Origin of the sequence: Pullulanibacillus camelliae (assembly GCF_014642655.1) — a bacterium.
In the GTDB taxonomy this organism is placed as follows: domain Bacteria; phylum Bacillota; class Bacilli; order Bacillales; family Sporolactobacillaceae; genus Pullulanibacillus; species Pullulanibacillus camelliae.
In genome coordinates, this window is record NZ_BMIR01000002.1 from 139,720 (window position 1) to 166,584 (window position 26,865).

22 protein-coding genes are annotated in these 26,865 nt (G+C 40.6%); 20 read left to right on the forward strand and 2 right to left on the reverse strand.

From position 1 onward, the window contains the following. Positions 1-28: 28 nt before the first annotated feature. The 10 genes from IEW82_RS03620 (at position 29) to IEW82_RS03660 (ending at position 14,324) form a co-directional block, all read left to right on the forward strand. Complete coding sequence (locus IEW82_RS03620) at positions 29-568, forward strand: PadR family transcriptional regulator (protein ID WP_188689343.1); 540 nt, start codon at positions 29-31, stop codon at positions 566-568. Between the two features lie 625 nt (positions 569-1,193). Beyond that, the gene (locus IEW82_RS03625) at positions 1,194-3,092 is read left to right on the forward strand and encodes a site-specific DNA-methyltransferase (protein WP_188689347.1); all 1,899 of its coding nucleotides are present in this window, start codon (positions 1,194-1,196) and stop codon (positions 3,090-3,092) included. A gap of 11 nt (positions 3,093-3,103) precedes the next feature. Beyond that, positions 3,104-6,079 (forward strand): restriction endonuclease, encoded by a 2,976-nt coding sequence (locus IEW82_RS03630; RefSeq protein ID WP_188689351.1) that lies wholly within the window; start codon positions 3,104-3,106, stop codon positions 6,077-6,079. A gap of 40 nt (positions 6,080-6,119) precedes the next feature. Then, positions 6,120-8,264, forward strand: a complete 2,145-nt coding sequence (gene recQ, locus IEW82_RS03635) for a DNA helicase RecQ (RefSeq protein ID WP_188689354.1) — start codon at positions 6,120-6,122, stop codon at positions 8,262-8,264. A 719-nt stretch (positions 8,265-8,983) separates the two neighbouring features. Further along, on the forward strand, positions 8,984-10,066 hold the full coding sequence (locus IEW82_RS03640) for a type I restriction endonuclease (RefSeq protein ID WP_188689358.1): 1,083 nt from the start codon (positions 8,984-8,986) through the stop codon (positions 10,064-10,066). 98 nt (positions 10,067-10,164) lie between these two features. Beyond that, on the forward strand, positions 10,165-10,335 hold the full coding sequence (locus IEW82_RS20550; RefSeq protein ID WP_505891271.1) for a putative holin-like toxin: 171 nt from the start codon (positions 10,165-10,167) through the stop codon (positions 10,333-10,335). Between the two features lie 472 nt (positions 10,336-10,807). Beyond that, on the forward strand, positions 10,808-11,458 hold the full coding sequence (locus tag IEW82_RS03645; protein ID WP_188689359.1) for a PspA/IM30 family protein: 651 nt from the start codon (positions 10,808-10,810) through the stop codon (positions 11,456-11,458). A 33-nt stretch (positions 11,459-11,491) separates the two neighbouring features. Further along, on the forward strand, positions 11,492-12,520 hold the full coding sequence (locus IEW82_RS03650) for a TFIIB-type zinc ribbon-containing protein (protein WP_188689361.1): 1,029 nt from the start codon (positions 11,492-11,494) through the stop codon (positions 12,518-12,520). Beyond that, on the forward strand, positions 12,517-13,308 hold the full coding sequence (locus tag IEW82_RS03655; RefSeq protein ID WP_229672254.1) for a TPM domain-containing protein: 792 nt from the start codon (positions 12,517-12,519) through the stop codon (positions 13,306-13,308). The genes IEW82_RS03650 and IEW82_RS03655 overlap by 4 nt, the downstream gene beginning before the upstream one ends. 32 nt (positions 13,309-13,340) lie before the next feature. Beyond that, positions 13,341-14,324 (forward strand): SPFH domain-containing protein, encoded by a 984-nt coding sequence (locus tag IEW82_RS03660; protein ID WP_188689365.1) that lies wholly within the window; start codon positions 13,341-13,343, stop codon positions 14,322-14,324. Positions 14,325-14,440: 116 nt separating this feature from the next. Here IEW82_RS03660 and ybaK read toward each other — a convergent pair whose 3' ends face one another. Then, complete coding sequence (gene ybaK, locus IEW82_RS03665) at positions 14,441-14,926, reverse strand: Cys-tRNA(Pro) deacylase (RefSeq protein ID WP_188689367.1); 486 nt, start codon at positions 14,924-14,926, stop codon at positions 14,441-14,443. Between the two features lie 540 nt (positions 14,927-15,466). Between ybaK and IEW82_RS03670 the strand changes: the two genes are divergently transcribed. The 10 genes from IEW82_RS03670 to IEW82_RS03715 all read left to right on the forward strand — a co-directional run bounded on the left by IEW82_RS03670 (position 15,467) and on the right by IEW82_RS03715 (position 24,959). After that, positions 15,467-16,492, forward strand: coding sequence for a LacI family DNA-binding transcriptional regulator (locus IEW82_RS03670; RefSeq protein WP_188689370.1), 1,026 nt, complete (start codon positions 15,467-15,469; stop codon positions 16,490-16,492). Positions 16,493-16,753: 261 nt separating this feature from the next. Further along, on the forward strand, positions 16,754-18,016 hold the full coding sequence (locus IEW82_RS03675; RefSeq protein ID WP_188689372.1) for an ABC transporter substrate-binding protein: 1,263 nt from the start codon (positions 16,754-16,756) through the stop codon (positions 18,014-18,016). A gap of 65 nt (positions 18,017-18,081) precedes the next feature. After that, positions 18,082-18,966, forward strand: coding sequence for a carbohydrate ABC transporter permease (locus tag IEW82_RS03680; protein ID WP_229672256.1), 885 nt, complete (start codon positions 18,082-18,084; stop codon positions 18,964-18,966). Beyond that, complete coding sequence (locus tag IEW82_RS03685; RefSeq protein ID WP_188689375.1) at positions 18,963-19,805, forward strand: carbohydrate ABC transporter permease; 843 nt, start codon at positions 18,963-18,965, stop codon at positions 19,803-19,805. The genes IEW82_RS03680 and IEW82_RS03685 overlap by 4 nt, the downstream gene beginning before the upstream one ends. A gap of 36 nt (positions 19,806-19,841) precedes the next feature. Beyond that, positions 19,842-20,306 (forward strand): VOC family protein, encoded by a 465-nt coding sequence (locus IEW82_RS03690; RefSeq protein ID WP_188689377.1) that lies wholly within the window; start codon positions 19,842-19,844, stop codon positions 20,304-20,306. A gap of 12 nt (positions 20,307-20,318) precedes the next feature. Next, on the forward strand, positions 20,319-20,726 hold the full coding sequence (locus tag IEW82_RS03695) for a VOC family protein (protein WP_188689380.1): 408 nt from the start codon (positions 20,319-20,321) through the stop codon (positions 20,724-20,726). 120 nt (positions 20,727-20,846) lie between these two features. Continuing rightward, the gene (locus IEW82_RS03700; protein ID WP_229672258.1) at positions 20,847-22,004 is read left to right on the forward strand and encodes a mandelate racemase/muconate lactonizing enzyme family protein; all 1,158 of its coding nucleotides are present in this window, start codon (positions 20,847-20,849) and stop codon (positions 22,002-22,004) included. A 120-nt stretch (positions 22,005-22,124) separates the two neighbouring features. Beyond that, positions 22,125-23,288 (forward strand): Gfo/Idh/MocA family protein, encoded by a 1,164-nt coding sequence (locus IEW82_RS03705; RefSeq protein WP_188689383.1) that lies wholly within the window; start codon positions 22,125-22,127, stop codon positions 23,286-23,288. 46 nt (positions 23,289-23,334) lie between these two features. Further along, positions 23,335-24,183 carry a sugar phosphate isomerase/epimerase family protein gene (locus IEW82_RS03710; protein ID WP_188689384.1) on the forward strand — a complete coding sequence of 283 codons (849 nt, stop codon included), beginning with the start codon at positions 23,335-23,337 and terminating at the stop codon, positions 24,181-24,183. A gap of 68 nt (positions 24,184-24,251) precedes the next feature. Next, a complete protein-coding gene (locus IEW82_RS03715) occupies positions 24,252-24,959 on the forward strand; it encodes an SDR family oxidoreductase (RefSeq protein WP_229672260.1) in 708 nt (235 codons plus the stop codon). A gap of 60 nt (positions 24,960-25,019) precedes the next feature. Here the strand turns inward: IEW82_RS03715 and IEW82_RS03720 are convergent, their stop codons facing one another. Continuing rightward, positions 25,020-26,735: an alpha-keto acid decarboxylase family protein gene (locus IEW82_RS03720; protein WP_188689387.1), complete on the reverse strand. Its 1,716-nt coding sequence runs from the start codon at positions 26,733-26,735 to the stop codon at positions 25,020-25,022. Between the last annotated feature and the right edge of the window lie 130 nt (positions 26,736-26,865).

Here is a 26,865-nt window from a genome sequence, read left to right on the forward strand (position 1 = left end):
GGGCTGTTTTATAGGAGGCGTTTTGAGAGTGTCCATTCGTTTATATATATTAGGTACGTTGGCCAAAGGCAATGACTATCCATATATGATAAAGAAGAGATTGGTGGAGTCCCTACCTGATATCAGTTCCCTTTCAATTAGTGACGGAAAGTTCTATTATAATTTCGAAGCCCTTCAAAAGAAAGGTTACATTGAAACAGCGGAAGTTGTTCATACAGAAAAGCGACCTGATAAAACATTATATTCAATAACGCAAGAGGGAAGGCTAGCTTTAGAAGACGATATCTATAATAGCTTTAAAAAATTTACCACCATCAAAGACCTATATATATCTATATATTTGTTAGATTTTGTAGACACAAATAAGGTGGCTGTCTTTTTTGAAGAAACAATCAAGCAAGAAAAAAAACGCAGGCAAACTTTTGAAGCGATGAAGAGGCAATCTGAAGCAGCAGGTGAAAAGTTGAGTAAGTCTGTTGCGTTTATTACTGATCATTCATTTAAAACGATGGATTTTAATATTGAATGGATGGAAAAGCTTCTTGAGTTAATTAAGAATTATGAATGACGGGATAGATAAAAGCTGTGGGAAGTGTTATTTCCCACAGCTTTTGATTTGACTAAAGAAGGGATGACTTAATTGGGTTCCTTTGTTTTATATATAACTGCTAAAGGAATATGGATAAGGGTAATTTTTGCCCATTTAATTCTTGTAAACGATATTTAAATCCACCTTGAAATTAGATAGAATAAGGTAGAGTCCATAAGGCTTAACAGATAGCTGGCTACTTTAATATAGGGACATATGGAGACTTTGAACGAAAACAAACACCTTTCACTTTTATATACGTTGTCCACTTCTTGTGTCAACGCGTTGAAGCAAATCTCAATTTGAACATCTAAAATTAATCGAGTGTTGACGCTTGAATTTCATCACAATGGATAAATTTATACATAAAGGCTGCTTAAGATTCATGGATTGGGCAAGAGCTGCCAATCAACCTAAAATGCAGCTGGGTATTCATCATCTCCTTTCACTAGAGAATAATCTGTTATAACATTGCGAGAGCTTGATTGACAAAGGGATCAATGAGTCAGTTAAGGGAAGCAAAAACAAATGAATAAACATATTGCTTTGCCAGTCAAAGCTTTAAGGTTAATAGACACATGCATAATTGAAAAGGAGCAATAGGATGGTTAATAAATTGAAGGGTGAATCATTGGATATCACTAAGCAAAATATCGAGAGACTAAAGAAACTCTTTCCTGAAGTTTTAACAGATGGAGATAAGATAGATTTTGACCTGCTGAAAACAGTATTGGGTCAAGAGGTAGAGGAGAGCAATGAACGCTATCAATTCACGTGGCATGGTAAAAAAAAGGCCATATTAGGTGCACAAAAACCTTCCAAAGGCACATTACGACCAGTCCCGGAAAAAAGTAAAAACTTTGATACAACAGAGAACCTGTACATTGAAGGCGATAATTTAGAAGTATTAAAGCTGCTGCAGAAATCCTATAATGGCAAGATTAAGCTAATTTATATTGATCCTCCATATAATACAGGCAAAGACTTTGTCTATAAAGATAATTTCACAGATGGTGTGCAAAGCTATTTAGAACAAACAGGGCAAGTTGATTTACAAGGAAATCGACTTTCGACCAATACCGAGAGTAATGGGAGATTTCATACTGATTGGTTAAACATGATGTACCCTCGTTTAAAGTTAGCACGTCATTTACTTACCGATGATGGGGTTATTTTTATCAGCATCGATGATAGTGAACAAGAAAAGTTAAAAATGATATGTAATGAAGTATTTGGAGAACATAATTTTCTTGCTCAAGTCATTTGGGAAAGGGCATATTCTCCCGTTAACTTAAAAAAGAACTTTTCTGAAAGCCACGATTTTATTTTAGTCTATGGGAAAAACACAAATGGCCTCGTATCAAATGGCTTAAAAAGAACAGAGGCGGCTAATGACAGATATGCCAATCCAGACAATGATCCAAGAGGCTTGTGGAAGTCCTCCGATTTATCCGTTGGGCCGGCCATAGAGAAAAACATTTATGAGATTATGACACCAAGTGGTAGAAAGGTTATGCCTCCCAATGGATATAGCTGGCGATTAAGCAAGGATAAATTTGCAGAGTATGTTGAAGATAACCGGATATGGTTCGGTCCCGAGGGAAATAATGTTCCGTCTATAAAGAGATTCTTATCAGAAGTAAAAGATACCATTACCCCTATGACGATATGGAAATATCAAGATGTAGGACATTCACAAAATGCAAGTCAAAGTTTAAAGAAATTATTTGATGGTAAGGCGTATTTTACTTATCCCAAGCCTATCGAACTGATTAAAAGGATCATTGAACTCTACTCTAACCCAGATTCAATCATTCTAGATTTCTTTTCTGGGTCAGCGACAACCGCTCATGCGACGATGCAGTTAAATGCCGAGGACGGTGGTCAGCGTCGGTTCATCATGGTTCAATTACCAGAAGGATTGGAGGAGCGTTCAGAAGCGTATAAAGATGGCTATCGAACGCTTTGCGATATTGGTGTGGAACGGATTCACCGCGCGGGTGAGCAGATTAGACAAACGTTCATTGAAAATCAGGCAGGACTTCTGTCAGAGCCAATCGATCCTGACAGTTTGGATATTGGCTTTAAAGTATTAAAACTTGATACATCGAATATTCGTGAATGGAATGCGACTTTTGAGACGATCGAAGAAGAATTAGATTTATTTGCAACACCCTTTATTGAAGGACGTTCAGAATTAGATATCGTTTATGAGATTATGCTAAAACATGGTCTAGCGTTAACATCTGTAATTGAAACCTTTAAAGTAAATAAACATCGTGTGTATGATATCGCTTGTGGTCATCTCTTTATTTGTCTGGCGGATAATATCGATACCCATATTGTCGAAGCGATTATTGCCAAACGTGATGAATATGGGATGGAAACAAGCAGTGTGGTACTTAGCGATGCGGGATTTAATGGGAATGATTCAGAAAAATTGAATTGTATTGAACGGTTAAAGGATGCGGGGTATCCGGAAGATAACGTGTTGACGATTTAGAGGTGAGCAATATGAACATTCAATTCAAAGAGCTAGATTATCAAGATGCGGCGATACAATCTATTATTCAAGCGTTTGATGGTCAACATGTACGTCAATCCGAATTCACCATTATGGATCAAGCGCAAGTGGGTCAAGGGAAATTATTTGGTGATAAGGGAATAGGCAATAAAATTGATTTATCGGCCAGCAAGCTATTGCAAAATGTACAGCAAATTCAAATTGGACAAGGGATTCCCATTTCAGAATCACTGTCGACCCCATTTCCACAATTTAATATAGAAATGGAAACAGGAACAGGGAAAACATTTGTCTATTTAAAATCAATTCTTGAATTAAGTAGAAAATATGGGTTTACAAAGTTTATTATCATCGTTCCTTCTGTTGCCATTAAAGAAGGGGTTATGAAATCGATTAGTATCACAAAGGAGTATTTTAAAACGCAAATGCAGGGGATTGTTTATCGCGCCTTCATGTACGATAGTAAAAATTTAAATCGTGTTCAAGGTTTTGCGACGAATGAGGATATCGAAATCATGATTATCAATATCCAGTCATTTAATAGCAATGACAATCTATTTAATCGAACAGATATGGACGCACTTTACGGCTTATCTCCTAAGGAATTAGTGAGGGAAACCCATCCCATTGTCATCATTGATGAACCACAAAGTGTGGATAACACGGAGAATGCTCAACAGGCTATTGCGGCATTAAATCCATCCATCGTTTTCCGATTTTCAGCAACACATAAAAATAAAAGCTACCCGCTCCTTTATAAGCTCGGCCCTGTAGAAGCCTATCGACAAAAGCTCGTGAAACAAGTAGAAGTGGCTGGAATTAAGCCAGCCATTGATGGCAACAAAGCTTATATGAAGCTAATCGCGATCAAGGCGACGAAAAAAACAATGACAGCCATCGTTGAAATGTATGTAAAAAACAAGACCTCTATTGAGAAAAAAGAAATCAAGCTAAAAAAAGATGACGATGTTTATCTTAAATCAAAGCGGATTGCAGCCTATGAACACGTTGGGTTTGTAAAGGATATCTCAGCTGAGCCAGGACAAGAGTATATTGAGTTTTCAGGAGAGCCCTCCATTATTCGCCTAAGTCAGGCGCTTGAAGATGATTTACAGCTGAAGCGGGCTCAAATTCGTAAAACTATTGAGGCGCATTTAAATAAGGAATTAAAACTCAATCCATTAGGAATCAAAGTACTGAGTTTATTTTTTATTGATAATGTCATCAACTATCGGCAATACGATGACAAGAATCAGCGGATTCGGGGGCCTTATGCAAAAATCTTTGAGGAAGAGTACGAAGCGATCATCAGTTCCGAGAAATACAAAGCTTTGCGCGATCGCCATGTTCCTGTATCTGAAGTGCACGATGGCTATTTCTCTGTCGATGGAAAAGGAAAAATCAAAAATACGAATGGCATGGGTCAATCAGATGAAAGCACATACCATATTATCATGAAAGATAAAGAGGATTTGCTGACCTTCTATGATGAAGCAAAAGGAAATGTGAAAAAAGCACATAAATTGCGTTTTATTTTCTCACATTCAGCCTTAAAAGAGGGATGGGATAACCCAAATGTCTTTCAAATTTGTACCTTAATTGAAACAAAAGATATTATTACAAAACGGCAAAAAATAGGACGCGGATTAAGAATTGCTGTCAACCAAGAGGGAGAGCGTGTTCCAGGCTTTGAGGTCAATACACTTACAATTATGGCCAATGAAAGCTACGAGGAATTTGCCTCAGGGCTACAGAAAGAATATGAAGAGGAAGGCATTGAATTTGGCGTATTTCTAGACGATATTTTTAGTTCACTCGTGATTGCTGTTGATCCTGAAACCGGCTATAAAACTCCACTTGGTCAGCAAAAATCCAAGGAGTTAGTGCGTTATTTAAAAGAGCAGCACTATTTGGATGCCGAAAACAAAGGCACGGAAATATTGGCAAAAGCAATTAAAGCAAACACCTTTGCCATCCCAGAAAGCTTTAAAAGCATGGCAAAAGATATGAAAGAAAAAATAATCGCTGCGATTCAAGGCAAATTCAATGTTGATAAAATCGACATTAAGGATCGCAATAATAAAGTCTCTGTAAAATTAAATAAAGAAGCATTGGCGACTCCATTTTTAGAGCTTTGGGAGCGAATAAAATATAAAACAAGCTATTGTATTCAGTTGGATTCAGAGGCGTTTATAGAACAAGCAGCCCATAAATTATCGGAAGAACTTGAAGTCCGAATCGCTAAGCTTGAGTATGAAAGACATCGATTAGAAACGACAGGTATGGGAATAGAAACAGTGAAGAAGGAGCAAACCACTTTTTCAGTATCCGCAGCACAGTATGAAAAGGCGCCAGATCTCTTAACTTATTTACAAAATGAAACGAAATTAACACGTCAAACGCTCATTGCCATATTAAAACGAAGTGATACCTTACGTGATTTTAAACGAAACCCGCAAACATATATGATGGAAACAGCACGCCTTCTCAATTCTGCTAAACGGTTGGCCCTAGTAGATGGCATTCAGTACAAAAAATTAGCAAATGGGGAAGTTTATGAGCAATCCCTATTCTTGCAAGAGGATATAGAAAGTTATAAAGATTATATTGTCCCCGTTCATGACAAGCGTTCACCCTATGACCATGTGATTGTCGATTCCACTGTGGAACGTGAATTTGCTCAGGCATGTGAGCACGATCAAAATGTTAGCTTTTACATTAAACTGCCGGCAGGATTCAAAATTAAAACTCCATTGGGAAACTACAATCCCGACTGGGCCCTTTCATTGCAGCAAGAAGGACAAGATAAGCTATACTTCATTGTCGAAACAAAAGGAAGTATAGCAACAGAAGATTTACGCCCGACAGAACTAGCAAAAATCCGCTGTGGAGAAAAACATTTTGCAGCCATTAATACAGGAATCACATTCAGGCGAGCTCCGGATCAGCAGGCGATATATTTTTAAGCTTTCGGGCGGTGACAGGCACCGAGAAAGGAGGGCTATCATGCTTAACGAGGCCAGAGCGCTTCTAAAGAAGACATTTGGCTATGAGGATTTCCGTAAAGGACAAAAGATTATTATTGAAAGGCTGCTTGCTCATCAGGATACAGTCGGTATTATGCCGACGGGTGGTGGAAAATCATTATGTTATCAGATTCCCGCTCTGCTTTTTCCAGGAGTAACATTGGTGATTTCACCCCTTATCTCTTTGATGAAGGATCAAGTCGATGCATTAGATGAAGCAGGGGTTCCAGCCACTTTTATTAATAGTTCGTTATCCAGTCTAGAGGTTCAAGAGCGCCTTGATGTTGCGGCGAGGGGCGGTTACAAGATGATTTATATGGCCCCCGAGCGGTTGAATGCGCCTTACTTTATTGAGTGGCTCAATCGCCTTCCTATTTCACTGGTTGCTATTGATGAAGCTCACTGTATCTCGCAATGGGGGCATGATTTTAGACCAAGCTACCGCTACATAAAACAAATGATTGATCAACTAGAGAAGAAGCCTTCTATTGTTGCTTTAACTGCGACTGCAACACCTCAAGTCACTCGAGACATCTGCGAGCGGCTCGCTATCGGAGAATCTTCTGTGGTTCAAAGTGGCTTTGCACGTGATAATCTCTTTTTTCAAGTCATCAAAGGACAGGATTCTAGAAAATATATCACAAACTATCTTAAAAAGAATGCATCGGAGTCCGGTATTATCTATGCGGCAACCAGAAAGCTAGTGGAACAGCTTTATCACTTCTTAAAGGAAAAGGGTTTTAAGGTTGGTAAATATCATGCGGGTTTAAGTGAAGAGCAAAAAATAGCGTACCAAGAAGCCTTTTTGTATGATGAAGTGACCGTTATGATCGCGACGAATGCCTTTGGAATGGGAATTGATAAGTCCAATGTTCATTTTGTGATTCATTATAATATGCCAAAAAATATTGAAGCCTATTATCAAGAAGCGGGACGCGCTGGGCGTGATGGACAAGAGAGCGAGTGTATTCTTCTCTACTCCCCCCAGGATACGCAAATTCAGAAATTTTTTATCGATCAATCAGAAACGATGGATCCCGTTCAAAAGAAATTGGAGTATGAAAAGCTTCAGCAAATGGTGGGATATTGTCATACAGAGGGTTGCCTGCAACAGTATATTCTCGAGTATTTTGGTGATCAAGCATCCAATGCTTGTGGGCACTGTGGCAATTGCCTAGATGATCGAGAGTCGATGGATATGACTCGTGAGGCCCAAATGGTCCTTTCCTGTGTCAAGCGGATGAAGGAACGGTTTGGCAAATCAATGATTGCTCAGGTTTTAACCGGATCCAATAACCAAAAGATTAAGCAAATGCATTTTAATAAACTACCAACCTACGGCATTATGAAAAACTATAATCAAAAACAAGCCTCGGAACTCATAGACTTTTTAACAGCTGAAGGGTATTTAAAGCCAACGAGCGGCGCTTATCCTGTATTGATGTTAACCGATCTTGGGGTTAATGTGCTATTAGGCGAAGCCACTGTCATGAAAAAAGAAGCGGTACAAGCAAGGCAATTTGTTGTGGATAATGAACTGTTTGAAATCTTGAGAGACCTTAGAAAGCAGCTGTCAGAAAAAGAAAATGTGCCGCCTTATATCATTTTTTCTGATGCAAGCTTGCGAGAGATGAGCTCCAAGCTTCCCCAAACTCTAGAGGCGATGTTAGAAATCAAAGGTGTCGGCGAACAAAAGCTAGAACGCTATGGACAAGGCTTTTTAGCTGCAATCATGAAATATTGCGAGGAAAACGATGTGAAGGAGCCGGAGGAAAAAGACCCAACCTCATCCGCTCCACAGAAGCCAATCGCCACAGCGAATGGAAAGTCCTATGAAGTGACCCACGCGCTTTATAAAGAAGGCCACTCCCTGCAGGAAATCGCTAATGCACGAGCCATGTCGATCATTACCATTCAAAGTCACCTCGAACAAGCCGGCGAAAATGATCTCGAAGTCGATTGGGACAGTTTTATTAATGCTGATTATGAAGAACAAATTATAGAAGTGATTGAACAAATCGGTACAGACAAATTAAAACCATTAAAAGAGGCGCTGCCTGAAGAAGTGGATTACTTTATGATTAAGGCGGTTATTCAAAAACTGAAACAGAAACAAATTAATTAAGTAAAAAAAGGACACCCAAGATTGTACAGAAAAAAGTACGACTTGGGGTGTTTTATTTTATACTATCAGAATGTATAATTTCGCTGACGCTCTCAAAGGAAGAGAGTATAAGTGTCACTTTGGCTTACGCCATCTAAGGCTTGCGGGCACCCTAAGTGTGTGATTGGCAAAAATCACATCAGGAGTACCAGCGAAGTGGTGCAAGCCAAGTTTTCTAAAAAGATCAGAAGGTATAAAATTTCTGATCATAAGGACGGTGCGGATTTCCGCTCCAGGCCGCTCACTTTCCGCGGGGGAGTGGTAAGCCTCCTTGCGCTGCGTAACTGCTAAGGTCTTACCGATCTCCCCACTTCCCGCAGGACTCTAGTCTCCGCATCATGAGTCAGCGGCGTCCGAGGAACACACGATTTTAGCGTGTTCCTCGGGCGCCTTGCGCTCCCGTCCACTTGATCAGGCAATGAAGTCTCTTTCATATTGGATGATGCTCTATACTAAGGACAAGGACCGGGCATGCTTTTCGCCCGGTTTTTCTTAATGAAGTAGTAGCGTTTAACAAAGGGGCAATAAGGATTTGCGGTAACATCATTTAAAAATATAGTTATAACATGTGAATAGGGCAATGGTCATATTGTCCTATTTTTCACTTGTTTATTTTGAAATATTTGGTATAATTTAAATTGAGTATTCAGAATTATTTTAGAAAAAAGGAGGAGAATGCGGTGGAAGAGTTTATTCAACAAATCAAGGCATTAGCTAAGCGGATTGAAAGAATAAAAGATAACATTCAGACAGAAGAGGCAACAAAGACCTCTTTAATTATGCCTTTTATTCAAGCTTTAGGATATGATGTGTTTAACCCGGAGGAATTAGTGCCAGAATTTATAGCGGATGTAGGCATTAAAAAAGGTGAAAAAATTGATTACGCTATCATTCAGGATAATGAGCCTGTCATTTTAATTGAAGCGAAATCTATTAATGAGAAATTGGAAAAACATGATTCACAGCTTTATCGCTATTTCGGTACAACCAATGCAAAGTTTGCCATCTTAACTAATGGGCTAACCTATTATTTTTATACGGATTTAGATGAGCATAATAAAATGGATGCCAAGCCATTTTTTACATTTAACATGCTTGAACTGAGAGACTCTCAAGTTCTGGAAATCGCTAAGTTTAGAAAAAATGATTTTAATGTAGAACAGGTCTTAACTACAGCATCTGAACTTAAGTATACCAATGAGATCAAAGCCTTTTTGACTCGGGAGTGGGATGAGCCGAGTGAAGAGTTTATCAAGTTCATATTAAATGATGTCTACCAGGGCATGAAAACGAAGAAGGTGATCGATGGTTTTAAAGATGTGGTGAAGAAATCACTCAACCAATTCGTAAACGAGAAAGTGAATGATAAATTGCAAAAGGCATTGAATTCAACGAGCGCAAATACTGAAGAGCCTGAAGCAGATGGAGTGCGTGAAGTAGCTGCAACAGAACAGGTACCTGTAACGCCCCCTGAAGAACAAATAGTTACTACTGAAGAAGAGCTAGAGGGTTATGTATTCATTAAGCTAATACTAAAGGAATTAGTTGATGTGAGCCGGGTTTTCTATCGAGATAACAAAAGCTATTTCAATGTGTTATTGGATGATAATATTCGGAAATGGGTGTGTCGTTTAGGGTTCAATACAGGAAATAAATACATACAACTGAATGATGAAAACAGAACAAGCTATAAAGTAGAGCGTGTTGATGAAATAATGGAATATAAGGAAGAAATTTTGAAGGTTGCTGAACAGTTTGTGTAAGGTTATTAACTTGCATGTTTGTTAAATGAAAGATTCAGATGCGAAAATTCGTTCCTTTTTTTTACTCGTTTTCGTTATAATAATAGTGTGATAAAAAAGTGGGTTTTTCAAAGGGTGGTCGGCGCATCTCCGAAAGGGGGTGTTGCCCCTTATCCGTATATGAAGCACTCATGGTCATGCTCGCGTTTGGGCTTGTGATCATTTTTTTAGTTATGAGCGGTAAGCGCCCTGCCCCCGTTGGTGTCCCTGCTTATCACTATAAATGGTAAGAAGCAACAGATGCTGTGTTATCCTTTTAGGTGCAGGCTTTCCTCATTTCCCTCTCCCCCTTTTCTTGAAACGTAAATCCCTTCTTTAACGTATATATAATAAAAGTATGAGTTGACCTTTTCCATTAAAAGGCGGATACATGCTGACTTTCATATTTTTATTCAGGTAAGTCAAACATAAAACGGTATAATGGAGAAAAAGCGCCCATCCATTTCGTAAAGGCGGATTTTTTGTACTATCAGAAATTATAACTTCGCTGACGCTCATACATAAAGGAAGACAGTATAAGTGTAACTTTGACTTTCGCCACCTGAGACTTGCGGGCACCCTAAGTGTGTGATTTGCAAAAATTACATCAGGAGTACCAGCGAAGTGGTGCAAGCCAAGTTTTCTAAAGCGCTAGCGCTAGGCAGTTTGGCAATGCGGGAGCATCCGCTGATCTACTTTATGACAAGTTAAGGAGGCAGGAATATGGGGATTTTATCAAGATTTAAAACCATTATGTCGAGTCATATCAGTGATGTCTTAAATAAGTCCGATAATCCGGAGAAGACCATCCAGGACACTTTAAGAACGCTTAATCTGGATTTGGGAAAGGTAAAATCAGAAACCGCCGCATTGATGGAGGAAGAAAAGCGAATAAAAAGGGGACTAAATGAATGCCAGCGTAATATAGAAAAAATGGAACGTTACGCGATGAAGGCAATCGAAGCGGGCGATGAAAACGATGCGAGAACCTATTTGGAGAAGAAGGCCGCATTTGCCTCAGAGCAATCCGAATTGGAAACCTCTTATCAGCGGGTAGCCTCGGAGACCACTCAGATGAAACAATTGCTGGAAAAATTGACCGCTGATCTTCGTGAACTTGAAGCCCGTAGCCAGGTGTTAAAAACGAAAATGATAGCCTCCGAAACACAGAAAAAAATAGCTGACTCTAGCACGAGCCTTGGGCAAATGGAAGACAAGGTCGATCAGACCTTGTTTGAAGCGGAGGCCTTGGCAGAGCTGCGCAGCACCCCATTAGATGAACTAGAAGAATTCGCAGAACCTGCTGATCCACATATAAAAACGGATGTGGCTGCCGATCTTCAAGTGCTTAAAGCAAAAATAAAGAAAGATTAAGCCTATAATTCTATGATAAGAGGGGGATAGAGCATGATCCTTTATTATAAATGTCCGAGTTGCGGCAGTGATATGACCTTTGATCCAAAAAGCGGGGAATTAATTTGTGACAGCTGCGGTAGGATTGAAAACATTGAAAGCTATCCTGAAGAGTTAAAACAAGCCGAGTTTTCTCCTGAAGAAACTAAAGAGTACCAATGCGAGAATTGCGGGGCGGTACTCATTACTACGGCTGATACTGTTGCAACGCATTGCAGTTTTTGCGGGGCGGGTGTCGTCATTGGTGACCGTGTGTCGGGGCATTTAGCGCCAAAAAGAGTGATTCCTTTTACCATTACTAAAGAAGAGGCGATCCAGGCCTTTAAAAAATGGTGTCGCAAAGGACTGCTCACACCAAAGGGCTTCATGACGGCGGATCGCATTCAGAGTATTACGGGTATGTATATTCCTTTTTGGCTATTTGATCTTAATAGTAAAGTTCAGGTTAGTGCTATATGCACAAGAGAGAGTACATATGAGGAAGGCGACTATATTTGTACGGAAACCGAGTTTTACGAGGCGTTCCGTGACATCAACTTGAATTATGTGAAAATTCCTGCCGATGCCTCTGAGAAGATGGATGATGAGTTAATGGATAGATTAGAGCCGTTTTCTTATGATCAATTAAAAGAGTTTAAAACCCCTTATCTCGTCGGGTATCTTGCAGAAAAGTATAATTACACAGATGAGGAGCTGCTGCCACGCGTGAAGGGCAAAATCAATGAATATATTGAAGCCTATATCAGCTCGACCTTCAGAGGCTATCATTCTGTAGATTACAGGCAAAAACAGATTGAGACAAATAATGTAAAAAGCTTTTATGTTTTACTGCCAGTATGGATGGTTAACTATGATTACAATAATAAGGTGTACACCTTTGCGATGAACGGGGAGACAGGAAAGGTTGTCGGTTTTCCGCCATTAAGCAAAGGGAAAATGGCGGCATGGTTTGGCGGCATTGCTGCGGGAACATTGTTAGCTTTTAAATGCGTAGCTTTGCTTATGGGGGGTGGATTTTTGTGAGGCATGGGCTCCTGAAAAAACCGTGGTTAATCTTATTCTTCGTAGTCGTCTTTTTAATAGGGGGATCCTGGGGTACCCTTGCAAAAGCAGCATCCCCGCATGAAGCGATCTTTGATCAGGCGCATCTGTTAACACGTGTACAAAAAGCCAAGCTTCAAGCCTTATCCAGTCGATTAGGCAAAGACAGGAAGACGGATTTCCTAATCTTAACGGTTAATGGAACGGGTGGTCAGACACTCGAGCGGTATGTTGAGGATTTTTATGATAGCCAAGCTCCTGGTTATGATAAAGCGCATGGCAATGCGGCGATTCTGGCAATCGATATGAAGGAAAGAGATGTCTATTTGGCAGGGTTTCAAAAGGCAAAACGCTATTTAGATAGCGGGCGAATGGATCAAATCCGCAATGCAATCACTCCAGAGCTCTCTGATGGTCAGTATTATCAAGCGTTCTCAGATTTTATGCACAAAGCACATGACTATATGGGCTACAAACCGGGTGTTAATCCCAATAGTATTCTCTTTAAATGGTGGTTTCAAATCACAGTTTCTTTGCTAGCGGGACTTATTATTATCTTCTTTATGGCCTATCGTTCCGGAGGTAGAGTGACGGTCAATGCCAAAACGTATTTAGATCATCAAAGCTCTGGAGTCGTCAATGATTATGATACCTTCCTAAGAAGAACTGTGACGAGAAGGAGAAAGCCATCCAATAATTCTAAAGATGGCGGCGGGGGTGGCGTGACCCCAGGAGGCTACTCGCACAGCGGATCAAGTGGCAAATTTTAATCGTGTCTATGTTGATAAAGGAGAGATGTTGGGTGTCTTTTTTTAGGAATCAATTTGCCAATGTTGTAGAATGGCAAGAATTCAGAGATGATATGATTTTTTATAAATGGAATAACAATGAGATTAAAAAAGGGAGTAAGTTGATTATCCGCCCAGGTCAAGATGCTATTTTCTTAGATAACGGGAAAATTGAAGGGATATTTCGTGATGAGGGGGAGTATGATATCGAATCGGAAATCATTCCCTTCCTGTCAACGTTAAAAGGATTTAAGTTTGGCTTCAATAGTGGGATGCGGGTGGAGGTATTGTTCGTCAATACGAAGGAGTTCACCGTAAAATGGGGAACAAAAAATGCCATCAATATTCCTGCGCCCGGTCTTCCTGGCGGGATGCCCATTCGAGCGAACGGCACTTTTAATTTTAAAGTGGATGATTATGTGGCCTTGATTGATCAAATTGCTGGTGTGAAGGACCGGTATTTAGTTGAAGACGTCAAAATTCGCATTACCTCGGTGCTAGATCAGCTCCTTATGAAATGGATATCCCAGGAAGGCAAGGATATGTTCAATCTTCAGGCGCAGGCTGCTGATATTTCGAGAGGTATTCAAGAAGATCTCGACATGCAGATGATAAAAAGCGGGATCACGATCACGGGCTTCTATGTGATGAGCTTTAACTATCCGAAGGAGATCCAAGACATGATTACGAAGAATGCTTCCTTTGGTATGGTAGGGGACCTTGAGAAGTATCAGCAAATCTCCTTAACTGAGGGCATGGCCTCAGGAAAAATGGGCGGATCAGGCGTCACCTCCGATATGGTTGAGATGATGATGGGGATGAATGTCGCAAATAAAATGATGCATAATATGAACTCATCGGCGTCCACTCAGCCTGCCCAAAATCAAACGATCGAGCCTGCATCAGAGGGCGAGAAACGCCCCAATTTTTGTCCGAATTGCGGGACAAAAACTGGTCAGGCTAACTTCTGTTCCAATTGTGGGCAAAAACTCATTTAAAATTTTAGATAAGCGCTATAAGGGGAGTAGCTTACAAAAAACAGACCGCCATCCATGAAGAATGGGCGGTCTGTTTGACTGCACCTTAAAGCTCCTTATAGAATGGCATCTAGGAGTTACCCCTTTACTATATCAGCGAGCTTCCCTTCCGTGAGAGCTTGCAAATGATTTACAGTAAGCTCGATTTGCACACCGATTTTTCCTCCACTAACGACAATGGTATCAAGTTGGTTGGCTTGATTGGCAATAAAGGTAGGATAGAGCTTCTTCATGCCAATCGGCGAGCAGCCGCCGCGAATATAGCCAGTCCATTTCAGTAAGTCTTTGACCGCAAGCATTTCTATTTTTTTCTCACCAGCGGCAAGGGCAGCTTTTTTTAAATCTAATGCCTCGGCTACTGGAATGACAAAGACATAAACAGCCTGTGATGTCCCTTGTGTGACAAGTGTTTTGTAAACAATACGGGGATCTCTGTCCACTTTATGAGCAACAGACACCCCATCGATCTTGCCATCTGTGACTTCATATGTATGGCTGTCATAGTCAAGCCCTTGTTCATCTAACAAGCGCATGGCGTTGGTTTTCTTTTTTGATTTTCCCATCTTCGTTCCCTCCATATGGTTAACCGATCGTACCAAAAGCGATCTCATAAGCAAGAGATATAAAGGATTTGGCAGAGAGACCCTTTCACTAAGTAAATAATAGCACAGATGTTTATAGACATTGACTTTGAATACCAATGATGGGATAGGGATGTGTCCCGTTGCCTCGAAGGATTGGGTGCCAGACATTGAAGCGGGAAAAGGAGCATTGACGGCCCGCTATCTGAATGGGCAGAGAAAGTTATAGCAGTTGAAAAGGATTTTAGCTATACGGCCGTATTGTAAAAGCGACATGGTCAAAAACAGCGGTGACTATCATTCATGATGATTTTTTAATATGCATTTATCCAAACGTCCATTCTTTGTTGTGGCCAACCTGCTCTTTGGTCTGATAACAAAAATAATTGGGACCGCTCCCAATTATTATTTTTTGAAAATAATGTGTTGACTAAGTATTTAATGTTGTGTTAATCTTACTTACATAAACGAGGTTATATAAAAACAGTGTTGGGAGCGGTACCATGTTGTCGGTGAGTTACTTTGGTTAGTATTTATGATGTCGCCAAGCATGCTGGTGTATCAAAATCTACAGTTTCTAGGGTATTAACAGGGAATAGCAATGTAAATAAGGATACAAAACAAAAGGTTTTAGATGCGATTGATGAATTGGGATATAGTCCCAATGCCTCTGCAAGAGCACTTCCTATGAAGAAAACGAATTCAATTGGGATTGTGCTAGAGCGTTTATATGATCCATTTTTTTCAGAATTAATTCAAGGTATTGGACAGCAAGGAGAGGACAGCCAGTATAATCTCATTTATTGTGACGCCAAGGGGTTATTCGATGTGAAAACAAGGTACATTGAATACCTGACACAGGGAAGAGTCGATGGACTTGTTATATTTGGATCATACATAACTGATGAGTCAATTATCCGGAAGCTTTCTCAGCGGAAATTTCCTTTTGTTTTAATTGAAAATGAGTTCAATTTTCCAACCAATAGCATCCTTCTTGATAATGCTGGGGGAGCATTAAATGCTACGAATCATCTTATTATGCTGGGACATAAGAAAATTGCCCATATCACTGGGAATATGAATACTAAAGCAGCCTTAGATCGGTTAAATGGTTATATTCAGGCGCTTCAGAAACAAATGATAGGCGTTGAAGGAAAATACATTGCTTATAATTATGGAAATAACAAGTTTGAAGAAGGATATACGTCCATGCAGAATTTACTTGCGCTTGATGAGCTCCCGACAGCTGTCGTTGGTTTTGATCTCATCAGATCCTATGGAGCGGTTCAAGCTATCTATGATGCTGGTTTGAAGATTCCAGATGATATAGCCTTCGTCAGCTTTGATGATCAGATTTTTTATGATAAACGCTTCAATGGTCCAGAACTCACGGCCATTAAGCTTCCCTTATATGAAATGGGGAAAGAAAGCATTAAGGTATTAATTGATACTATTGAAAAGAAAACGGATCGTCCCGTGCGTAAAATTTTTGAAACCGATCTTATTATTAGAGAATCCTGTGGTGCTTTAAATCAAAACAAGAACTAAAAAGCAGTGTTCAGCAATTATGGCAATGCGTGAGAGAGGAAGCGGGGGACTTTTTCCTCACTGAACAAGAAGACATCTGATTTTTGCTTAAAATCTCAACGGAACTGAAACGCTATTTTTCTAGCAAGGCTGCTGAAGAATCACCAAAATGTAAGCGTTTGTATTTGTTACCGAGCTGTAAAGGAGGTGGTATAGCCAGCAGTGCATCTTCTCACAGGTTAACAAGGTGGTTAGAATTTAAGAACAAAAGGAGGAAGTGTTTTGTTTAAGAAGAGGGTCATTTATAGTATTGTATCTTTGCTGCTCTTGTGCTTGATACTTTCCGGATGTGGAAATAGTGATGCATCTGGGTCTGGTGATGGAAAGAAAATCGTATTAACTTATTGGGACGCCTCTTGGAATAAGGATAAAATTGGGCCGAAGGTCATTAAAGAATTTGAAAAAGAAAATCCAAATATTAAGGTTAATGTCCAATATTTTCCTGTTGATGGCATGGAAGATAAATTTTTGTTAGCGCTTAAAAATAAGTCGGGCCCAGATCTTGTAGATATTGCGTGTGATTGGACAACCCCACTGGCTGCTGTTGGCGGATTACTCCCATTGGATGATTATATAGACAAAGATAAAGTAGATATGAATGATTTTTGGAAAGGCGCACTACAAACTATTCATGTTAATGGTAAAGTCTACGCTCTTCCCTACCGCAGTGAAACACATGGTATTTTTTACAACAAGGACATTTTTAAGCAAAGTGGCTTAGATCCATCCAAGGCACCTCAAACTTGGGAAGAAGTATTGGCTGATGCCAAGACTATTACTCAAAAAGGAGGCGTTGGCTTTGGACTTGTAGGAAAAAACACGGGGGACTTATCCTATCAGGTGATTAACTTTATCCGCAGCTTTGGCGGAGATGTCTTATCCACAGATAATAAAAAATCTTTATTAGATCAACCTGAAGCCATTGCGGCTGTGAAATATTATGTAAGTTTGTATAAGGATAAGCTGAGCCCCTCCAGCACGATGTCAAACACGAATACGGAGGCCAGAAACCTATTTTCTTCTGGTAAAGTGGGCATGTACTTAAGTGGTGTTTATGATGTGGACCCAATTAAAAGCGATAATCCTAACACGAACTTTGGTGTAGGGATGTATCCTGACACTCCGGGTAAAGACAGGAAGCTGACATTGGGTGGCTGGAACATTGCTGCTACATCATTTACCAAGCATCCAGAAGCTGCGTGGAAATTTGTGAAATTTATTTCGTCACCAAAAATTTCTGTACAATATAGCAATACGTTCTCATCCAGAAAATCGGAAGCAGATAATCCAAAATATAAAGATCCACAGGTCAAACCGTTTGCGCAGATGCTGCAATATGGGGTTCCACTACCAGCTATTCCACAGATCACGCAAATTAGACAAATCATTAATGATCAAGTTCAAAAAGCAATGCTAGGAAAAGCCTCTGTAGAGTCGGCGATGAAGGATGCTTCCAAGCAAGTCAATGAACTGCTCAATCAGTAAACTGGCAATCATCATGTGCGGCTTGTTAGGGGCAAGCCGCCGCTTACAAAGGGAGGGGTGATCGTTTGAAAAAGAAAATACATCTAAACCCTGGTGCAATGTACGTAACTCCAGCTGTTATTGTCATAGCTCTTGTTATGCTGTTTCCCTTGGTTTATACATTTTATCTCAGTTTTAATGAAAGCAGTCTGTATTCTACTGGCTTGAAGTTTGTCGGCTTTTCCCAATACGTAAAGCTTTTTCAAGATCATCTTTTTGTTAATTCGCTCAAAGCAACCTTTTATTGGACCTTTGGAAGTGTCGTCTTCCAATTCTTGCTCGGCTTCTTTGTAGCAGTAGTCCTCAATCAAAAGTTTATCAGATATCGGTCAGTATTGCGAATATTTATTATGATTCCTTGGGTATTGCCAAGCATTATTGGGGTTAATGTTTGGAAATGGGCCTATCATCCTGATTTCGGAATCATTAACTATTTTCTTAAATCAATGGGACTGATCTCACATAATATTACTTGGCTGTCTGGGGCACATACAGCATTGTTGTCAACAATTATTGTAAATGTATGGAAGATGTTTCCTTTGGTGATGTTGATGATCGAAGCATCTTTGCAAAGTGTCCCTGAGCATTTAAAGGATGCAGCTAAGGTAGATGGGGCAAACATGGTCAGAACATTTTTCACAGTTACAGTGCCACATATCTCATCGACCTGCTATACAATCATCATGTTATTGGTGATTTGGACACTGAATTCTTTTGTATTTGTTTATGCCTTAACTGGTGGTGGGCCTGCCCATTCATCAGAGGTGATGTCCATGTATGTGTATAAATACGCCTTTGAAAATTATAATTTTGGCTTGGCGGCTGCCGCAAGTGTCGTGCTCTTCTTAATTACAGTCGTTTTTGCGCTAATCTATGCTTTGGTCACCATGAAAGGGGAGGGTGAGCGATGAAGCAAAGAAAAATGCTAACTTTCAGTGGGCAAACACTTAGTTACTTGTTTCTTCTCGCTGTCATTATCTTTGCGATATTTCCAGCGCTGTGGATGTTTGTTACATCTATCAAACCGCATAGTGAGATATTAACCACTCCACCGAGGTGGATTACACATCATCCAACATTGTCAAGCTATTCGAGAGTCCTTTTTCACAGTAGCATACCACGCGCCTTCTTAAATAGTGTTGTTGTGACCGTTTGTACTACCATTTTAACCCTGTTTTTTTCAATCTTAGCTGGATATGGATTTTCACGGTATAAGTTTCGCGGCTCTCGTACACTGTCAACAGGTCTATTATTTGGGCAAATGATGCCAGGGGTTGCGATTGTTATTCCTCTCTACATGGCTTTAAATAAGGTGCATTTAATAGATTCTTATGCAGCCTTAGTCATTGCGAATATGGCCATTACGATACCACTTGGTGTCATTATGCTTCGGTCCTTTTTTCAAAGCGTTCCAAGAGAATTGGAAGAAGCTGCGAAGATCGACGGCACGACAAATTTAGGTGCGTTATTTCGCATCATTCTGCCAGTGTCGGCTCCCGGCATCATTGCTGTAAGTGTTTATACATTTTTAAATAGCTGGGAGGAATTCTTATTTGCCTTAAACTTCACCAACTCAGCTTCAGTGCAGACGCTGCCCATTGCTGTTAACGAATTTAGTGGTGAATTTGTCATTGATTGGGGCGGTATGATGAGTGCTTCTGTCGTAGTTTCAATCCCTGTTCTCGTCGTCTTTCTCGCCTGTAGTAAGTATTTTGTGAAGGGACTGGCCGACGGCTCAGTTAAGGGATAGGCAGTTTAATATTTTTAACTTGGATGGTGACAACCTATGAATAATATTCTTAGTAAAGACATTGTAAAAATTGGGATTGTTGTACAAAACATCGAACAAGCTGTCTTAGAATATGCAAAACTCTTTGATATTGATGTGCCAGAGGTGAAAGTTCCAACGCTTTCTACTGAGCAGACAGCTAACAAAAATAATTTGTATAGAGGTGAATATAGGCAAACAGGGTGTAAGACTGCTGTCATTCCTCTAAGACCTGTCTATATCGAATTAATCGAGCCTCTCAACCATCCAAGTCCTTGGACTGAATTTCAAGAGAAGCATGGACAAGGTGTGCACTATCTCGCTTTTAATATTGACGGGTTTGAAGAGCATGCCAACTTTATGGAGAGTCAGGGAATAGGGATGATTCAAAAGACAGAAAAAGGTCATGAACGCTATGCTTATTTTGAAACAGAGGATCGTCTTGGCGTGACCATTGAATTTAAAGAAATTGGACAAAAATGAGGAGGAAGAAAAATGATTAAAGGGATTGGACATACAGCATATGTGGTAGAGGATATGGAAAAGGCTTTGGAATTTTATTGTGGGGTTCTTGGCTTTCAAAAATTATTTGAGCTTCATGATCGGGAGGATAAGCCTTGGATCGTTTATATCAAGATTAATAAAGACAATTTTATTGAGCTGTTTTACGGAGGAACCACCAAAAACAAAGTTGATATGGCTACAACTGGCTATAACCATTTATGCTTAGAGGTCGATGACATCCATGCGATCGCTGATCATATTAAAAGCAAGGGACTTACTTTAGATGTTGAGCCAAAGCAAGGATTGGATCTTAATTATCAGTGTTGGGTGAAGGACCCTGATGGCAATCGTATTGAATTTATGCAATATCATCCTGAATGTCCACAGTTAACAAAATAAGTAAAGGCTTTTAGCATTCATAGCGCAGGTATAGGCGGTGTCGGCTGATGCCGCTTATATTGAATCGCGATAATACAATCAGAGAAAGAAAGTCACTTAAGGAGAAGGAGTTATCATAGATTGAAGATTACTAGTGCAGAGACATTTATCATAAAAAATCCACTACCAGATAAAGGTGGAGACTATTGGTATCTGATTAAATTGACGACTGATGATGGCGTTGTTGGCTGGGGAGAAGCAAATATGCATTTTATTACGCGCAATCCTGTTGCCTTTCGAGCGATGTTCCATGATATGGTCGATCAATACGTGATTGGGCAAGACCCCTTTAAAGTAGAGTTAATGTGGCAAAATATCTTTCATTACTATTGTTATGGGCATGCCGATTTACCAAAGATGACGATTTTAACGGCAGTTGAAACCGCATGCTGGGATATTATTGGTAAGGCTTTAGACAAACCAATCTATGAATTGCTGGGCGGTTTGTACCACGAGCGTCTTCGATCTTATACGTATTTATATCCGGAAAATGAAAAGGATCTACATAGGGATTTGTGGAAGAACCCCGAAGCTTGTGCTGAACGCGCGCTATACTATTGTGAACAAGGGTTTAATGCCATTAAATTGGACCCTGTATTAGATTTTGAAGGCGTCGTTCCCCCTTGGCAGCCTTCTTTGGGTATGCTTGCTCGGGCGGAAAAGACGATTCGTCTCATTAGAGAAGCTGTGGGGGACCGCTGCGACATTATCATTGGCACGCATGGGCAATATACTGGAGCTGCTGCTATTCGCTTTGCCAAACGTATGGAAAAATATGATCCATTATGGTTTGAGGAGCCATTGCCGCCAGAAAATTTTGAACAGATGGCAAGGTTGAACGAATACACCAGCATCCCGATTTGTACAGGAGAACGATTAGCGACAAAATTTGAATTGATTGGCTTATTAACAAGTCAAGCGGCAGATATCTTGCAGATTGATTTAGGCTCTGTTGGTGGGATATTAGAATCTAAAAAAATAGCGGGAGCAGCAGAAGCCTTCCATGCTCAGATCACCCCCCATTTCCACGGTGGGCCGATCATGTATGGCGCTCAGGCGCAAATTTCAGCTTGCAGTCCTAATTTCTTAATACAAGAAATCATTGAGAAAATGAATGGCTTTCACCAATTACTTGTGAAACAACCTTTTGAATTTGATGAAGGCTATATGATTCCTTCAAAATTACCTGGGTTAGGAATCGAGCTGAATGAAGCAGAATTACAAAAATATATGGTGTAAACCAAACGATTGAAGGAACTGGACTCGAGCTCATAACAAGATTCTATGGGTGCGGGGCTGATGAAGTGGCATTGAACGATTGTTGGTTTGGTTATGAACAACTAAAAAAGGGTGCAGGGTATGAAGGAATTTAATGTAGCACTAATTGGTTATAACTTTATGGGCAAAGTACACAGTTATGCCATGAATAATGTTTCTTTTTTCTTTGATAACACAGTGAAGATTACAAAAAAAGTGATTGTCGGTCGCACGGAGCATCTAGTGAAACAAGCTGCTGAGACATATGGATGGGAAGCGTACGCAACCGATTGGAGGCAAGTGATAGAGAGAGCAGATATTGACATCGTGATCGTAGCCACCCCAACGGCCTCGCATATGGAGATAGCTGTAACCGCGGTAAAAGCGGGGAAGCATGTTCTGTGTGAGAAGCCTTTAGGACTGAATGCAGACCAAGCAAAAGAAATGCTTGATGCTGCGAAACGTGCTCAGGTTGTTCATATGCTAGGGCATAATTATCGCCGGGTACCGGCAGTCAGTCTAATGAGAAAATTAATTGAGGAAGGTAAGTTAGGCGACATTTATCATTTTCGAGGAGTTTATCTTCAAGATTGGCTAACAGATCCTTCTTTTCCTGTAAATTGGAAGTTGAAAAAAGAAGTATCAGGATCTGGTCCTCATGGGGACTTGAATTCGCATCTCATTGATTTGGCAAGATTCTTGATTGGAGAGATTGATCGGGTTGTTGGTATGAAAAAAACATTTATTAAAAAACGTCCTAAAGTGACTACGCCACAGAGCTTGAGTTCAAATCTTCATGCGAGCAGTGATGCTGAGAGGTGGGATGAGGTAACAGTTGAGGATGCCAACCACTTTCTTGCTGAGTTCAAGTGCGGGGCAATGGGGACATTTGAGAGTTCAAGATTGGCAAGTGGCAGAAAGAATCATGAAGGCATTGAAATCAATGGCAGCAAAGGGTCAATGGTTTTTAATTTTGAAAGAATGAATGAGCTGCACTATTGGTCGAAGGACGATGCGGTTGATGTTCAAGGGTTTCGGACCATTTTGGTAACAGAGGATGTTCATCCCTATATTCAACACTGGTGGCCACCTGGTCATATCATCGGCTATCAAAATACCTTTGTTAATCAGTTCGCGGATTTTATTCAAGCCATTGTCACTGGAGAAGAGGCAAGTCCTAATTTTTATGATGGTTGGCAGGGAAATAAAGTGCTTGACGCAGTCACGCGTTCGGTTCACACATTGACTTGGGAAAACGTTGAGTGAAAATATTTTCTATAACAGTCTATAACAGACTTAGGAGGCTCGAAATATGCGATTAGGAGGTCCTGTTCAAGCTGCTGACCCAGACCAATGGATAAAGCAATTAATAGAGCATGATTACACGTGCGCAGCCTTACCTAAAAATGTTGGTATTGCACAAAAGGAATTACAAGATACCTATCAGCAAGCGGCAAAATCAACAGGCATTGTCATTGCAGAGGTTGGAGCATGGAGCAATCCTCTGAGTATGGATGAAGAAGTGAGAGAACAGGCTATTCAATACTGTCAAGAGCAATTACAGGTAGCTGAACGGATTGGCGCGTGTTGTTGCGTTAACATCGCGGGTTCAAAGAGTACGAAGTGGGATGGGCCACATCCTGACAATATAACAGAAGATACCTTTGCATTAATTGTTGATACAATCAGAACGATTATTGATGCTGTAAAGCCCAAGCATACGTTTTATACCTTAGAGCCTATGCCTTGGATGTATCCGTATGATGTGGATTCCTATCTGCGACTTATTGCTGCAATAGATAGACCGCAATTCGCCGTTCATCTTGATCCAATGAATATGATTTCAAGTGTTGAGCGTTACTACGCAAATGCGGAATTTTTAAGGGATTGCTTCAAAAGGCTAGGTCCATATATTAAAAGCTGTCATGCAAAGGATATTGTGTTACGCGATCATCTAACCGTTCATTTAGAGGAAACCTGGCCAGGAAATGGCAGGCTAGATTATAAAGTGTTTCTAAATGAAGTGAATAAGCTATCTTCTGACATGCCTGTATTATTGGAGCACTTGCAGAAGGATGACGAATACAAGCAAGGGGCAGAGTATATCCGGCAATTAGCGAGACAAGAGAATATTACGATAAAATCTGTTCATAGCAAATAAGGCGTTCAGTCTCCTAAAAAGAGATTCTATTGTTGTATAAAGAGTGATTAACTTAAGGGAGGGAAAACGTGTTGAGAATTGTCATCACAGGCGCCAATCGTGGTTTAGGTTATCAATTTACAAAGATTGGTTTAGAAAAAGGCAATACCATTGTTGCTGGGGTAAGAGTCCTTGAAGAGGGTGGCAAAGCATTCCGCGCTTTAAAGGAGCGTTTTAATGAGCGGCTTCATATTATCCAACTGGACGTCACCAAAGAATCAACCTTAAGTGCGGCAGCACACTATGTTCGGGAGACATTGGGAGGCATTGATGTCATTATTAACAATGCAGGCATACTTGTAGAAAGGGATAAAACCATTGAAGACTTAGATATGCGGCAATTGATCCGCACCTTTGAAGTCAATACCTTCGGCCCTATGCGAGTGATTCGCAACTTCTTACCACTTATGACACCCTCTGGTGAACAGCAAGCGATTATCAACATTTCATCAGAGGCTGGGACCATTTTGAATGCGTTTCCCACCAATTATCCATATAGCATGTCGAAAACAGCGCTTAATATGTTTTCAGAAAGACTGAGAGAATACTTGAAAGAAAGAGGGATTCGTGTCTATGCAGTTCATCCAGGATGGATGAAAACGGATATGGGCGGAGAAGAAGCGCCATACGATCCCGAGAATACCGCCAATGGTGTTTATAATATTATTGAGAATAAGGTGAATGTTTATAGTAAAATTTCATTCATCGATTTTAATGGAAGACCAATGCCACTATAACCATAAAGGCTCACTAACAAAATTAAAAATTAAATGACACAAATTGAGGCATGGATGGATTTACTCCCTATGCCTCAATTTTTCTTGTTTCTCAAGATACTGACGCATGTGCTGCATATAGTCTGGCGCGTCCATGGCATCTTCTACGATCAGTTCAATTAAGCACAGCCTGGCCTGGCAGTCTGTCTCTGCTCGCTTAATGGCGTCATCGAGCTCCCCGTTGGTGCGGACACTGATAGAAAAAGCATCGCCGCCAAAGGCTTCGGCAAGCTTTGTATAGGACCAATTGGGCACTCTGTTATACGCCTGGTTTTCAGTTTTGACATTTAAATATTTCTCAATAGTATAGCCCTGATTATTGAGCACAAAAATGATGGGCTTGCAGCCATGAACCAGCATGGAACTGATCTCTTGGACGGTCAATTGTAATGAGCCATCTCCTGTAAATAAAAGAACCCGGCGCCGCGGGGCAGCGATGCAAGCGCCGTAAGTCGCTGGTGTAGCATAACCAATAGACTGCCAGCCGCCTTGGGCAATCACTGTTGTGCCACGCGGAAGCTTGACTTGTCCGATGCCATAGTAAAAGGTGCCCGTTTCAACAACAAGAATGTCGTTTTCCTTCAACATGTTTTGAAAGCGAGGATAATAAGTCGCAGCTGTTAATAGTTGATCAGGTTCACTAATCAAAGCATCATAGGTGAAATCGCCCTTGATCACCGGACTTCGTTGACGAAAACCACTCCTTTGTAACGCTTGGAGCATGTCCTTTGCCATGATATGCGGATATTCTGCTACACCGATTTTAACGTGATCGGGTTGTATTTGAATGAGACGGAGGGGATCAAGCCTGGCCGTAAAATTGGCAGTATTGCTATCTGCCCATAATAAGCCAATGGCAATCACACAATCGGCCCTTTCAACAGCCGTGCGAACCTCTTGCCTTCCAAAAGCTCCGCCGTATGTACCAATAAATTGCGGATGACTTTCATCGAAAGCCCCTTTTCCATAAAGTGTGGTGGCAACAGGAATAGTCAAAGCTTCGGCAAGCTGTAAAACAGGCTCTTCAAGATGAAAACGCATTGCTCTAACATCGACTAACACTACGGCATTCTGTGCTTGCTTTAAAAGCTGCATGGCGTGATCAACGGCAGCCTGTAAGCTTTGCGGTTGTGTTGTTTCTGGTGCCGGCTGCTGCGTGAAACGCTGGATGATGGGTTTAGCGACTAAATCAATGGCGATCATTAAATAGACAGGCTTCTTTTTCTCCTTAGCCATTTGGATAGCTAGCGGAATTTCTATAGTAGCATTTTCTGGTGTGAGGACAGCTGTATAGGCTGTGATCGGTTCATAGACTTTACGAAACACGTCATAATTTCCATCCATTAACGTGTGATGCATCAGTTTATGCTGTTGCTGCGCCATGGAGGGCGGTGCGCCTACAATATGGATAAGGGGGATATTTTCACTATTGGCACCCGCAATGCTATTACAAGTACTCATCTCTCCGACACCAAAGGTTGTAATCAGTGCGGCTAACCCTTTTAATCGTGCATAAGCGTCCGCAGCATAACCCGAATCCAGCTCATTTCGGCCATTGACAAACTGGATGCCCTTATATTTTTCAAGCGTATCAAGAAGGGAAAAATTATAATCACCTGGCACGCCAAATATATCTGTGATGCCTTCCTGATACAGGCAGTCAAATAAATAGTGCCCTACTGTTTTCTGTATAGGTAAATCTCTATTAGAGCTATTTGAGGAGTTAGGGGCGATCATAATCGTGTACACTCCTTAGAATTGGTTTCAATAGTAGTAATTTATCCAATTGCTTGTGGGTTATACAGTGAGAGGTTAAAAGAGAGTCTGAAAGAGAAAGTGATTTGAAAGCCTCGAAGAAAAGGTAACT

Bases quoted from the DNA above. Each gene is read 5' to 3' on its own strand.
- IEW82_RS03685 (WP_188689375.1), top strand. From the start codon at position 18,963: ATGAAGCAAAGAAAAATGCTAACTTTCAGTGGGCAAACACTTAGTTAC.
- IEW82_RS03720 (WP_188689387.1), bottom strand. From the start codon at position 26,735: ATGATCGCCCCTAACTCCTCAAATAGCTCTAATAGAGATTTACCTATA.
- IEW82_RS03625 (WP_188689347.1), top strand. From the start codon at position 1,194: ATGGTTAATAAATTGAAGGGTGAATCATTGGATATCACTAAGCAAAAT.
- IEW82_RS03630 (WP_188689351.1), top strand. From the start codon at position 3,104: ATGAACATTCAATTCAAAGAGCTAGATTATCAAGATGCGGCGATACAA.
- ybaK (WP_188689367.1), bottom strand. From the start codon at position 14,926: ATGGGAAAATCAAAAAAGAAAACCAACGCCATGCGCTTGTTAGATGAA.
- IEW82_RS03650 (WP_188689361.1), top strand. From the start codon at position 11,492: ATGATCCTTTATTATAAATGTCCGAGTTGCGGCAGTGATATGACCTTT.
- IEW82_RS03695 (WP_188689380.1), top strand. From the start codon at position 20,319: ATGATTAAAGGGATTGGACATACAGCATATGTGGTAGAGGATATGGAA.
- recQ (WP_188689354.1), top strand. From the start codon at position 6,120: ATGCTTAACGAGGCCAGAGCGCTTCTAAAGAAGACATTTGGCTATGAG.
- IEW82_RS03705 (WP_188689383.1), top strand. From the start codon at position 22,125: ATGAAGGAATTTAATGTAGCACTAATTGGTTATAACTTTATGGGCAAA.
- IEW82_RS03690 (WP_188689377.1), top strand. From the start codon at position 19,842: ATGAATAATATTCTTAGTAAAGACATTGTAAAAATTGGGATTGTTGTA.
- IEW82_RS03710 (WP_188689384.1), top strand. From the start codon at position 23,335: ATGCGATTAGGAGGTCCTGTTCAAGCTGCTGACCCAGACCAATGGATA.
- IEW82_RS03645 (WP_188689359.1), top strand. From the start codon at position 10,808: ATGGGGATTTTATCAAGATTTAAAACCATTATGTCGAGTCATATCAGT.